This window comes from Leeuwenhoekiella obamensis, from assembly GCF_055391795.1.
On sequence record NZ_AP029251.1, the window covers coordinates 1,214,042 to 1,226,332 of the forward strand.

At 36.8% G+C, this 12,291-nt stretch carries 10 protein-coding genes, 3 tRNA genes and 1 other RNA gene; 5 read left to right on the forward strand and 9 right to left on the reverse strand.

Annotated elements, in window-relative coordinates:
• The first annotated feature begins 17 nt into the window (after positions 1-17).
• The 3 genes from ACZ5L8_RS05400 to ACZ5L8_RS05410 are packed head-to-tail and all read left to right on the forward strand — an operon-like array spanning position 18 to position 4,278.
• Positions 18-809, forward strand: coding sequence for a GLPGLI family protein (locus ACZ5L8_RS05400; protein ID WP_464440262.1), 792 nt, complete (start codon positions 18-20; stop codon positions 807-809).
• A gap of 27 nt (positions 810-836) precedes the next feature.
• Entirely contained in the window at positions 837-1,640 is an 804-nt protein-coding gene (locus ACZ5L8_RS05405; protein ID WP_464440263.1) for a GLPGLI family protein, read from the forward strand.
• A 1-nt stretch (position 1,641) separates the two neighbouring features.
• Positions 1,642-4,278 (forward strand): carboxypeptidase-like regulatory domain-containing protein, encoded by a 2,637-nt coding sequence (locus tag ACZ5L8_RS05410; RefSeq protein ID WP_464440264.1) that lies wholly within the window; start codon positions 1,642-1,644, stop codon positions 4,276-4,278.
• 81 nt (positions 4,279-4,359) lie between these two features.
• Here ACZ5L8_RS05410 and ACZ5L8_RS05415 read toward each other — a convergent pair.
• The 9 genes from ACZ5L8_RS05415 to ACZ5L8_RS05455 all read right to left on the reverse strand — a co-directional run bounded on the left by ACZ5L8_RS05415 (position 4,360) and on the right by ACZ5L8_RS05455 (position 7,824).
• A tRNA-Pro gene (locus tag ACZ5L8_RS05415) sits at positions 4,360-4,470 on the reverse strand.
• Positions 4,461-4,700 carry a GIY-YIG nuclease family protein gene (locus ACZ5L8_RS05420; RefSeq protein ID WP_464440921.1) on the reverse strand — a complete coding sequence of 80 codons (240 nt, stop codon included), beginning with the start codon at positions 4,698-4,700 and terminating at the stop codon, positions 4,461-4,463. The genes ACZ5L8_RS05415 and ACZ5L8_RS05420 overlap by 10 nt, the downstream gene beginning before the upstream one ends.
• Positions 4,701-4,803: 103 nt before the next feature.
• Positions 4,804-4,914 (reverse strand) — tRNA-Pro (locus ACZ5L8_RS05425).
• Positions 4,905-5,144 carry a GIY-YIG nuclease family protein gene (locus ACZ5L8_RS05430; RefSeq protein WP_464440265.1) on the reverse strand — a complete coding sequence of 80 codons (240 nt, stop codon included), beginning with the start codon at positions 5,142-5,144 and terminating at the stop codon, positions 4,905-4,907. Before ACZ5L8_RS05430 ends, ACZ5L8_RS05425 begins: the two co-directional genes overlap by 10 nt.
• A 105-nt stretch (positions 5,145-5,249) precedes the next feature.
• Positions 5,250-5,324, reverse strand: a tRNA-Pro gene (locus ACZ5L8_RS05435).
• A 122-nt stretch (positions 5,325-5,446) separates the two neighbouring features.
• Entirely contained in the window at positions 5,447-7,012 is a 1,566-nt protein-coding gene (gene rny, locus ACZ5L8_RS05440; protein ID WP_464440266.1) for a ribonuclease Y, read from the reverse strand.
• Between the two features lie 47 nt (positions 7,013-7,059).
• A non-coding RNA gene (gene ssrS, locus ACZ5L8_RS05445) (6S RNA) lies at positions 7,060-7,179 on the reverse strand.
• A gap of 53 nt (positions 7,180-7,232) precedes the next feature.
• Complete coding sequence (locus ACZ5L8_RS05450) at positions 7,233-7,526, reverse strand: cell division protein ZapA (RefSeq protein ID WP_462598412.1); 294 nt, start codon at positions 7,524-7,526, stop codon at positions 7,233-7,235.
• A gap of 7 nt (positions 7,527-7,533) precedes the next feature.
• A complete protein-coding gene (locus tag ACZ5L8_RS05455; RefSeq protein ID WP_462598411.1) occupies positions 7,534-7,824 on the reverse strand; it encodes a hypothetical protein in 291 nt (96 codons plus the stop codon).
• 291 nt (positions 7,825-8,115) lie between these two features.
• On the opposite strand from ACZ5L8_RS05455, the gene ACZ5L8_RS05460 reads away from it, so the two are divergent.
• Together ACZ5L8_RS05460 and ACZ5L8_RS05465 are read left to right on the forward strand one after the other, a co-directional pair.
• On the forward strand, positions 8,116-9,807 hold the full coding sequence (locus ACZ5L8_RS05460; RefSeq protein WP_464440267.1) for a M23 family metallopeptidase: 1,692 nt from the start codon (positions 8,116-8,118) through the stop codon (positions 9,805-9,807).
• Between the two features lie 30 nt (positions 9,808-9,837).
• Entirely contained in the window at positions 9,838-12,279 is a 2,442-nt protein-coding gene (locus tag ACZ5L8_RS05465) for a TonB-dependent receptor (protein WP_464440922.1), read from the forward strand.
• Positions 12,280-12,291 lie beyond the last annotated feature (12 nt).

Sequence of the window (12,291 nt, forward strand, 5' to 3'; positions counted from 1 at the left end):
CATCAATAACGAACATTATGAAACTAAAACTCATTTTACTACTATCCCTTTTTACCTTAGGCCTATCAGCGCAGGAAACTATAAAAGATAATTTTAAGTATGAAGTAATTTATAATCTGTCATTTAAATTAGATTCTACACAAGTTGAACCCGTAAGTGAATATATGGTTCTATATCTTGGAGATGATTATTCTAGATATTTAAGTAGAGCTCAAAAATTCGCAGGTGAAGTAGACATAAAAGGAAACTCTGGTACTACCTCAAAAAAAGCTCTAACAAATTTTAGTTATCAAATAATTAAGGATATTAAAAAAGAGAAGTTGTATTACTTTCAAAATATGGCTAAAGACCGCTTCTACTTTGAACAGGATAAGAATATGTTTAATTGGAAGATTGAAAATGAGACCAAAGAAATAAAAGGTTATAAAGTTCAAAAAGCCACAACAACCTTTGCGGGTAGGGATTATGTCGCTTGGTTTACTCCAGAAGTTCCCATTTCAGATGGCCCTTTTAAATTCAATGGTTTACCAGGATTAATTCTAGAGATTTCAGATATTGAAAATGAATGGAATTTTGAGTTTTTTGCTTTAAAAAGGCTTTCGCCAAAAGAAGACTTCAAGCTAAAATTGAATCTGCTTATAAAAACAACTCCGGAAGAATTTAGTACGACTTATCTACGCTTTCGAAAGGACCCTTTTACATATGCAAATAATCCTAACGTACATATCACACCAGAAGTTCATCAACAATATATAGAGGCCTTTACTAAACTAATTGAGAAAGAGAATAATCCTATAGAACTGGAATAGTCAAAAAATCATCAATCAACAACCATAATGAAGCTAAAGCTATTTATACTATTGTTATGCTGTTTTTACAAGATTTCAGCACAGGAAAAATTAAAAGGAAAATTCGATTATAAGGTTACCTATAAGCTAGATTTTAAACTGGATTCTACTTCAACAGAAAAAAGATCAGAATTTATGATCTTGTATTTAGGTGATGAGATTTCTCAATTTTCTAGCAGAGCTTATGTATTGGAAAATCCCCTTGTAATAAATGGAAATAACGGAAGCACATCGCGTCTGGCGGTGACAAAATTCTTTATCAAAACCATCAAAGATCGGGAAGCATCGAAAATGTATAATTCGGTTTTTGTTCCAATGACCGATTTTTTCTATGTGCAGGATTTGAGCCTTTTTGACTGGGAAATCTATCCTGAAACAAAAATGATTAAAGATTATAAAGTTCAAAAAGCTACTACTTCATTTGCCGGTCGGGATTATGTGGCCTGGTTTACTACAGAGGTTCCGGTTTCAGACGGGCCTTATAAATTTAATGGCTTGCCGGGTTTGATTTTAGAAATTGCAGACACAGGGAATGATTATGTTTTCTCCTTTATAGGCCTAGAGAAGCTTGCACCTGCACTTACTTATAAGATGAATTTTAATCAATATGTTCAAAGTACTCAAGAAGATATTGCAGAAAGATTGCATGAATATTGTAGAGATCCTATGACACATATGCGAGCACAAGGACATAACACTAATAATAAACTTGATCCCGAATGGCACAAAAAAATGGTAGCGGCCTTTACCGAAATGCTGGAGAAAGAAAATAATCCTTTAGAACTAGAGTAGGTTGAAAAAGGGCTTCTTTCTTATTCTATCAATATTTCTTGTATGTGCGAGCTATTCGCAAACTGAGATCACAGGGCTTGTTGTAGATGAGCAAAATGAAAAGTTGAGTGGAGCTACGGTAATGATCAGTAAAGATTCAATTTCTTCGATCTTAGCTTATGGCATTTCAGACTCCAATGGTAAATTTAAAGTAGCTGTAAAAGATAAGAGCGATTCACTCTTTTTGAAAGTTTCTTACATCGGTTTTGCTCCATTTGAGAAAGTCATAAAGAATTCGGCACAGATCTTAGAAGTAAAACTTACAGCCTCTACAGAATCTTTAAAAGAGGTTATCGTTAAATCTGAAATTTTACAGCAACGAGGTGATACACTTAGTTTTTCGGTAGCGGCTTTTAAAGACAAAAATGACCGCGTTATCGCTGATGTTTTGAAGAAAATCCCAGGAATCGATATACGACCCGACGGGAAAATTTTTTATAAGGATGAGCCCATTGAAAAATATTACATCGAAGGTTTAGACCTTTTAGAAGGTCGCTATAATTTAGCGAATAATAATCTTTCAGCCGATGCTGTTTCTAAAGTTGAAATACTTGAAAACCATCAACCTGTAAAGGTCTTAGATAGTTTAGTGTTTTCTGAAAGAGCTTCAATTAATATAAAGCTTAAAAATGATATCACTTTTAGCGGAACAGCGTCCATCGGGATTGGTGCTTCGCCTCTGCTGTGGCAAACTAATGTAACGCCCATGATCTTTACAAAAAAGTGGCAGGCGATCGTTACCTATCAAAGCAACAACACTGGCCGTGATGTTTCTGGTGAGATTATGAATTTTTCATATAACTATTATGAAGATGGATTTGATATTGATAATGAAAATTGGCTCTCAATACAAAATGTATCACAACCACCTTTCTCTTCAGAACGGTGGCTAGATAATAACGCTCATTTACTTTCAGGTAATGTCTTGCAGCGAGTAAAAAAGGATCTAGACCTAAAACTGAATATTTCTTACCTCAATGATTATCAACAGCAAGATGGAAGTACGCAAACACGCTATTTTACGCCTACTGATACCATAGATGTGATCGAGAATACCAATAACAAAATATTCTTAAGTGAGTTAGATGGTCAACTAACATTAGAGAATAATTCTGATAAAAATTATTTTAAAGACAAATTCGGTTTCAATGGATCATGGAACTCGAAAAGAGGTTTGATTACTCGTCCAGATACACAGATCACGCAGCAACTGGATAATCCTTTCTTCGGATTCAAAAACGATTTGCGGCTGCTTAGAACTTTAGGCAAACAATTGATCACTTTTACTTCAAACACAGGTTTCTCAGAAAACAATCAGAATCTTCTAGTACAACCCGGTCAATTTGAAGCTATTTTTAATAATGGTGATCCATATGAAGATCTTCAACAATTAGTATCAACCAGAAAAATTTATACTGATAATGCTGCAGGATTCACTAAATCGCTAGGCAAATTTACCATTACTCCACGACTGGGATTCTCGATCAAGAATGAACAATTGGACACTGATATTTTTCTCGATGAATCTAAAGAGGTTGTAGATACTGACTTTAAAAATAGAACCGAATTTGTTGAATCTTCGATATACTTTAAAAATTCACTACAGTTTGAAAGTAAAGATGAAACTTGGAACTTAAGATTAGATACTCCGCTTCAGTTTAAAAGTTTTGATCTAGAAGATAAAAACTTTGAAGAAAAACGAAATCTTGATCGATTGGTCTTTGAACCTTATTTTGATTTAAAGAAAAGGCTTTCTGCGTATTGGGAAGCAAATGCTTCTGCAGGATTGCATTATGATTTTGGTAAACTTCAGCAGTTGTATTATGGCTTTCTACTGAACGGGTATCGTAACTTAAATAGATATAACGCGCCAATTTCTGAGCAAACAAGACAGAGGTATAGTGCTGGTTTAGGCTATAGAAATCCGTTAAAGCAACTATTTCTTAACGCCTCTTATTCTTATAATTTTTCTAAAAACAATTTACTCTACAGTTCTAATATTGATGAAAACGGAACAACAATCCTAGAAGCTGTAGCTCGCGATAACAGCTTTAGCACTCATAGTTTTAGTGCAGGCGGGAGTAAATATTTTAGAAAAATAGAGACCACGCTTAAGCTTAATTCATCTTACAGTTTATCTCAAAGACAACAGCTTTTAAACAATACGCTTGCTGATGTAAATACAAGAAATTTAAATTTTCGCGGAAGCGTAGACACTGAAGTTTCTAGTTGGTTAATTGCTAATTATTCAGGTAATTATTCAACATATACATCAGGTTTTGAGGATAGTGATTTTGAAACTATTATAACTCAAAAACACACGCTAGACCTTTATTTTTATCCTAAAGAAAATCAATATTTAAGCGCTGGCGGCGAATACTACGGCAATTCTTTTTCAAATAATGGGAATAACTATTTTGTGAATCTTAGTTATCAATTTACTTTCAACAAACCCAAAATGGATCTAAACATCAGCTGGAGAAATATCCTGAATACAGATACATTTATCAATGCTTACAATAACGAATATTACTATGTGCAAAGTAGCTATCAACTGCGACCATCACAGGCTTTAGCTAGTTTGAAATTTACGTTATAACCTGAAAAACTAAATTGTATCAACAAGAAATATTAAGACATAAAAAACCTGCTAACTAGTATTAGCAGGTTTTTATTTTTGTCGGGATGAGAGGATTCGAACCTCCGCTCTCGCGCCCCCCAGACGCGCACTTTAATCCCGCCAGAGCGGGACAGGCCTGCCACGCCATAGCGTGGACTAAGCTACATCCCAATATCATTTAAATATCTTCTAGCTCCCCGTTTCTTAATTTTCTTTTCAAGTAACACTGCTTCTGCCCTGCTCGGCACTTGGGTAGACCATCTTAAATCCCATGGAATACCATTCTTAGTAGATCTAACAAGTTTAGAATTATGTCTAATCAATCTTTTCTCAAGATTGGCAGTCTGCCCGGTATAGAATTTATCTAAGCTTTTGCTAAATAAGATGTATACATAAAACATTGGAAGGTTAATACTTTTCAATTAAGAAAGGACTATTGACTGAATATAAGAATCTTAACTCAAAAGAAAAACCCAATCATCTGAATGATTGGGTTCAAAACTGTCGGGATGAGAGGATTCGAACCTCCGCTCTCGCGCCCCCCAGACGCGCACTTTAATCCCGCCTTGGCGGGACAGGCCTGCCACGCCTTAGCGTGGACTAAGCTACATCCCAATATCATTTAAATATCTTCTAGCTCCCCGTTTCTTAATTTTCTGCTCAAGCAACACAGCTTCTGCTCTACTCGGTACTTGGGTAGACCATCTTAAATCCCATGGAATACCATTCTTAGTAGATCTAACAAGTTTAGAATTATGTCTAATCAATCTTCTCTCAAGATTGGCAGTCTGCCCGGTATAGAATTTATCTAAGCTTTTGCTAAATAAGATGTATACATAGAACATTGGAAGGTTAATACGTTTAAATTAAGACAGAACTATATACTGAATATAAGCTTTTCTTAACTGAAAAGAAAAACCCAATCATCTAAATGATTGGGTTCAAAACTGTCGGGATGAGAGGATTCGAACCTCCGCTCTCGCGCCCCCCAGACGCGCACTTTAACCGGACTAAGCTACATCCCGATACCTATGTATAAAACAAAACCTACGATGCGTAGGTTTGTTTTTTTGAAGGTTTGCAAATATAGGTATTAGCTTATTTTGAGCAAGCTTATACGCTATACTTTTTGGCTTTAAGCCAAAACCTATTTTGCGATATTCACTGCTCTAGTTTCACGTATTACTGTAACACGCACCTGACCAGGATATGTCATATCTGTTTGAATTTTTTGAGAGATCTCAAAGGATAATGATGCTGCTTTTTCATCATTTACTTTCTCACTTTCTACGATCACACGAAGTTCTCTACCCGCCTGTATCGCGTATGCTTTCTTCACACCGCCAAAACCAAATGCGATATCCTCAAGGTCTTTAAGACGCTGAATATAGCTGTCTAATACTTGACGTCTTGCTCCAGGTCTTGCACCACTAATCGCATCACATACCTGAACGATCGGTGCGTAAAGTGTTTTCATCTCGATCTCATCGTGGTGAGCACCAATCGCATTGCAAACCTCTGGTTTTTCGCCATGCTTTTCTGCCCATTCCATACCTAGTAATGCGTGTGGCATTTCAGTTTCGGTTTCTGGCACTTTACCTATATCGTGTAATAGTCCGGCGCGTTTTGCGATTTTTGGGTTTAACCCAAGTTCTGACGCCATTACAGAACAAAGTTTTGCTACTTCCCTACTGTGTTGCAGCAAATTCTGACCATAAGAAGAACGATACTTCATTCTACCTACAGCTTTGATCAATTCTGGTTGAAGACCATGAATACCTAGATCTATCACTGTGCGTTTACCAACTTCAACAATTTCTTGTTCTATCTGGCTACGTGTTTTCTTTACTACTTCTTCAATACGAGCTGGGTGAATACGTCCATCTGTCACTAATTTGTGAAGCGAAAGTCTCGCAACCTCACGTCTTACGCTGTCAAAGCAAGAAAGAATAATAGCTTCTGGTGTGTCATCTACAATGATCTCAACTCCTGTAGCGGCTTCAATAGCGCGAATGTTACGCCCTTCTCTACCGATGATTCTACCTTTAACATCATCACTTTCAAGATTAAATACAGAAACACAATTCTCTATGGTTTCTTCTGTACCTATTCTTTGAATGGTGTTAATAATGATCTTTCTAGCTTCTTGCTCTGCAGTCATTTTAGCTTCTTCCATTGAATTCTGGATAAAAGCCATAGCGTCTGTTTTAGCTTGATCTCTCAAAGACTCGATAAGTTGTGTCTTAGCTTCTTCTGCCGGAAGGCCAGAAATAACTTCTAGCTGTTGCACAATACCTTGGTGAAGTTTATCTATATCGTTTTGTTTCTTCTCGATATAATCTACGCGGCTGTCGTAGTCTTTGATCTTATCTTCTAAGCTGTTGTTTAGCTTTTTATTTTTAGCTAATTCGTTGCTAACCTGAGATTCTTTATCACGAGTGCGTTTCTCTGCATCGCCTATTTTTTTATCTCTGGCCATGATCACTTTTTCATGCTCAGATTTAAGTTCAATAAACTTTTCTTTTGCTTGAAGGATCTTGTCTTTTTTGATCGTTTCTCCTTCAGACTTAGCTTCCTTAATAATATTTTCAGCTTCTTTTTTAGCGTTTTTTAATACCTGAGAGGCATTGTTACGCTCAAGAAGTTTAGCAACCAGAAAGCCTAAAGTTGCTGCTATTAGTATTGTTATGACAATAATTAGTGCTGTATCCATTTAACTTATATATATAAAAAAAGCCTACATTGATCGGTGATTTGTATAAACTCCTATTAAACAGGATTAGGGCTAAAGAACTGATCAAGAATCCGTAGTACCAGAAACTGGTAACGGCGCGCTTTTACAATTCAGACTCACCCTTCTTAAATGATTAAGTGTTGAGTTTATCAAAATAAATTAACCAATGTAGGCAGTAATTATTCTATTTTAAAGAACGCTAGGTTGCTAAGTGTGCGGCTAACAATTTTTCCAGATCTTCTATTTTTTGAGCTGCTTCTTGAACATCTCTATCTGAATTTATGTCTTTTTGCACAGTTTGAGATGCAAATTGCAAAGCACACATCGCAAGCACATCTTGCTTATCGCGCACCGCATAACTTTGCTCAAACTTCTTAATCATACCCTCAATCTCCTTTGCCGCCTTTCTCAATCCTTCTTCCTGGCTGGGATTAATTGTTAACGGGTAAACCCTATCTGCAATAGAAACCTTTATTTTAAGCTTATCTGTCATATGCTTCTTATTCTGCTAGATGCGCTATACAAGCATCAAGTTCACGAATCATAGAATTTATTTTAAGCTTGGTCTCTTTTTTATATTCTTTACTGCCCAGCATTGCATTAGCAGCTTTTAATGAACTGTATTGAGCTTCAAAAGAATTCAATTCTTCCTGCAAGTTCTTATTATCTCGCTTAAGATCGTTATTCTCTTTATTTAAAGTCTCAACTCTGTGCTGTAGCTGTTGATAATTCTTCAATAGCTTATCAATGGTATTCTGCAAAGAGTCAACACGTTCTAACAGTTTGCTCATAAAGCCTTTCTCGCAATACTTAGTCACACAAAGTTAACATTAGCTAGCTAATAAACCAACAGGATAGAATCTAATTTTAAAATCATCAAGCAACATGCTGAATTATAAATTGTTAAAGATTTTTATTTAAATTTATAGTTAACCGTTTTAAATACCGAATAAATTGATGTTGCTGATATTCAGCTTGCTAATTTTACAGTGAACGCATAATTCTTATTCATTAAATTTTAAACCGTCACACAACATGCAAGTCATATTTATGTTTGTTGATTAAGTTCTATTTTCGCAATAATGATAAAGAAGATCGTATACCTCCTGCTTATAGCGCCAATGTTTCTTTTGGCTCAAAATGAAATTCCGCAAGACTATTTTAAAAGTCCGCTAAAAATTCCTCTTGTACTTGCCGGTACGTATGGCGAACTTAGAAGCAATCACTTTCATAGTGGGCTTGACATTAAAACTCAGCATAGAACTGGGCAAGATGTTTTGGCTGCAGCCAAAGGATATGTGAGCAGAATAAAAATCCAACATTACGGTTATGGAAAGTCATTATATATAGAACATCCCAACGGTTACACAACAGTTTACGCGCATTTAGATAAATTCTCACCAGAGATCGAAAAGTATGTAAAAGAGCGTCAATATGCCGATGAATCCTATGAAATCGAGATCTTCCCTAAAAAAGATGAGCTAGTTGTAGAGCAAGGCCAACTGGTAGCTTACAGCGGAAATACCGGCGGGAGCACTGCTCCTCACCTACACTTTGAAATACGAGACGAGCATCAAAGACCGATGAATGGATTGCTTTTTGGCATTGATATCGCAGATTCTAAAAAACCCATTATTAATGAACTTAGGGTTTATCCGTTAAGCGATGATGCACAGATAGATCAATCGCAAGAACCAAAAAGTCTTAGACTCACTCAACTGGAAGATGGTTCTTTTCAGGCAGAGAAAATTAAAGCCTTCGGGAATATTGGTTTTGCGGTCGCAACAGTAGATCGCCAGGACGAGGCTAACAACAATAATGGAATTTATAAGATAGAAACCTCTTTTAACGGTGACACTAACTTTGAAGTGGTGATGGATAAATTCTCTTTCGCGGAAACGCGTTACATAAATAGAATGATAGATTATGAACATAATGAAAAGCGCAGGAAGAAAGTTCAGAAGCTTTTTATCGAAAGAAATAATCCACTAAGTATTTATAGAAACGTACAAGATAAAGGTGTGCTAATGCTTACTGAAGATGGCATGGATTACGTTTATAACATCAATATTTACGATTATAAAGGTAACCGCTCATCGATCCTTGTTCCTATTAAGGTGGCAAACGATTCTATCTTAAACCCGAAGAAAGAAAAGACAACTCCGTATTATGTTCAGGCAGATGAGAATCAAAATTTTGAGCTGGGTAAATGGAGTTTCTTTGTTCCTAAACATGCTTTTTATGATGACTACTTTTTAGATGTTTCTTTAAAAGATGACATCTTGCATTTGCATGAAGACGTGATTCCTGTAGATGAGTCTATCACGCTACGCTACGATGTTTCTGCGATTGCAGAGGCCGATAGAGAAAAACTTTATATCGCTGGCGTTAGCACTCGTGGAAACACCTATTATGAAGGCTCTTACCTTGACGGTAATACGCTTTCAGCCAGAATTAGATCACTGGGAGATTTTAAGATCATGAGCGATACAACGCCGCCAAAGATCTCTCCAGAAGTACTTACTGAAGGTAAATGGATGTCAAAATACGATGAACTAAAGATCAAGATAACTGATGATCTATCGGGTATAAAAAGCTACAGAGCTACAGTGAATGGAAAATTCATTTTGATGGAGTTTGAGTATAAAAACAATACGCTTACACATAATTTTGATGATGGCGCAATAACAGAAACAGAAAATGACTTTAAGCTCATCGTTACTGATAATGTGGGAAATAGTTCTACATTTACTGCAACATTCTTTAGAAAGTAAACTCGATTGAAAAAGAAGCTTACCATTTTAATGCTGCTTCTTGGCTCTGTTTTTTTGGGTCAAGCCCAAAACGCTACAGTTCAAGGCATCGTTTTTAACGCAAAGCAAAATCCGCTTGCAGATGTAAACATTACCCAAAACTCAAACGGAACACAATCTAATACTGCGGGATTTTATTCTTTAGAGATCCCAGCAGATGAAGAAGTTGAGATCACTTTTTCATTTCTAGGATATGAGCCTGTTAAACTTAACATTACGCTTCCTGTGGATGCGATCTATGAGTTTAATCCGGTTTTAAAGACAAATGTTGAGCAAATAGGAACTGTTGTTATCTCGTCTGAAAAACAAGACAGAATAGAAGGTATAACCACAATTTCTCCAGAAACTGTCAGGAAAATTCCGGGAGCAAATGCCGGTGTTGAGAATTTACTTCAAACTTTGCCAGGCGTAAGTTCTAATAATGAATTGAGTACACAATATGCCGTTCGCGGTGGGAACTATGATGAGAATTTGGTTTATGTAAACGGTATTCAGGTGTATCGCCCGTTTCTCATTCGGTCTGGTCAACAAGAAGGTTTGAGCTTTGTAAATCCAGATCTGGTAAGAGATATAGATTTTAGCGCAGGCGGATTTCAGGCGAAATATGGTGATAAAATGTCTTCTGTGCTTGACATCACCTACCGCAGACCTGTGGATTTTGCTGCTTCTGTAGATGCAAGCCTTTTGGGCGTAAGCCTAGCCGCAGAAACCGCATCAAAAAATGATAAACTCTCAGCGATCATCGGTGCGCGTTACAGAGACAACAGTTTGCTGGTTAGCGCAAAACAGACTGAAACCAACTTTAAACCCAGGTTTACAGATATACAATCTTATTTGAGTTATCGCTTTAGCGAAAAGTTTGAATTAGGCTTTTTGGGTAGCGTTGCAGTGAATAAATACGATTATCAGCCGGTTACACGGCAAACTAATTTTGGTACGATTGCAGATCCCCGAGCGATTTTGGTTTTTTATGAAGGTCAAGAACAAGATAGATACGACACTTATCTAGGCGCTTTAAAAGCGACCTACGCACCTACAAAAAATCTAAAACTCAATTTCACTTCATCCATTTACCACACTCAAGAACAGGAATACTACGATATTTTAGCTGAGTATCGCATTGGTACTCCTAATTCATCCATAGGTGATGAAGATATTGGCGAAGTAGAATTTACTGAAGGTATTGGTGCTCAACTTACACATGCTCGCAATAAGTTGGATGCGCTTATATTCAATGCGCAGCATGATGGCCAACTTAGTTTTAATGACGCACTTCTTGAATGGGGTGTAAAATACGCTCGTGAAGATATTAGAGACAGACTTCAGGAGTATGAGATCATTGATTCTGTTGGATTTTCGGTACGACCGCCAGGTTCTCAATATAGCAATCAGCAGCCTTATGAGCCTTATAATGCACCTATCGAGCCATTTTCTGCAGCGAGAGCAACTAATAGTGTTGTTATCAATAGGTTTTTGGCTTACGCCCAAATAGGTAAACGCTTTCAACTGGGCAATGCGGAAGCATTTTATAACTTAGGTTTACGTGCACACGCCTGGCAAGTTAACGCTGAAGGTTATGAAAGATCTGATCAGCTACTTTTTAGCCCCCGAGCTCAATTTAGCATAAAGCCAGATTGGAAAAGCGATATGGTTTTTAGGATAAGTGGAGGCTTGTACGGTCAACCACCATTTTATCGAGAGTTGAGAGATAGTTTAGGACAAATAAATCCTGATGTAAAAGCTCAAAAATCATATCATCTAGTTTTAGGACATGATTGGGGATTTAAACTTTGGGAACGTCCTTTTACGCTAGTGAGTGAGGCGTATTATAAGAAACTGGTAGATGTAAATCCATATACGTTAGAAAATGTGAGAATTCGTTATCGCGCAAAAAATAATGCCGAGGCTTATGCGTATGGGTTGGATTTAAGATTAAACGGTGAATTCGTTCCCGGAACTGAAAGTTGGGTGAGTCTTGGACTTCTACAAACCCAAGAAAACATTGATGATCGCGGCTTTATACCTCGCCCCACAGATCAGCGCATGAAAATTGGAGTTCTTTTTCAGGATTATGTGCAACAATTGCCTAATATGCGAGTATATTTAAACATGGTTTATCAAACGGGGCTTCCTGGTGGTTCTCCTAGTTACGCAGATCCTTACTTTTATCAACAACGATTACCGTTCTATTTTAGAACAGATGCGGGATTTCATTATGCGCTAGTAGATCAAAATCAAGGAATTTCGTCTAAAGCAAATTGGCTTAAAGCCTTTGAAGAATTCACTGTAGGTCTTGAGATCTTCAACGTTTTTGATAGGTTAAATACCATCACAAATACGTTTGTTCGTAATGCATCAACGCAAAGTCAGTATGCCATACCTAATTACCTCTCTGGTAGAGTTTTTAATGTTAGGCTTAGCGCCAAATTGTAATAACAATACTTA

Bases quoted from the DNA above. Each gene is read 5' to 3' on its own strand.
- ACZ5L8_RS05430 (WP_464440265.1), bottom strand. From the start codon at position 5,144: ATGTTCTATGTATACATCTTATTTAGCAAAAGCTTAGATAAATTCTAT.
- ACZ5L8_RS05455 (WP_462598411.1), bottom strand. From the start codon at position 7,824: ATGAGCAAACTGTTAGAACGTGTTGACTCTTTGCAGAATACCATTGAT.
- ACZ5L8_RS05460 (WP_464440267.1), top strand. From the start codon at position 8,116: ATGATAAAGAAGATCGTATACCTCCTGCTTATAGCGCCAATGTTTCTT.
- rny (WP_464440266.1), bottom strand. From the start codon at position 7,012: ATGGATACAGCACTAATTATTGTCATAACAATACTAATAGCAGCAACT.
- ACZ5L8_RS05420 (WP_464440921.1), bottom strand. From the start codon at position 4,700: ATGTTTTATGTATACATCTTATTTAGCAAAAGCTTAGATAAATTCTAT.
- ACZ5L8_RS05450 (WP_462598412.1), bottom strand. From the start codon at position 7,526: ATGACAGATAAGCTTAAAATAAAGGTTTCTATTGCAGATAGGGTTTAC.
- ACZ5L8_RS05465 (WP_464440922.1), top strand. From the start codon at position 9,838: ATGCTGCTTCTTGGCTCTGTTTTTTTGGGTCAAGCCCAAAACGCTACA.
- ACZ5L8_RS05400 (WP_464440262.1), top strand. From the start codon at position 18: ATGAAACTAAAACTCATTTTACTACTATCCCTTTTTACCTTAGGCCTA.
- ACZ5L8_RS05405 (WP_464440263.1), top strand. From the start codon at position 837: ATGAAGCTAAAGCTATTTATACTATTGTTATGCTGTTTTTACAAGATT.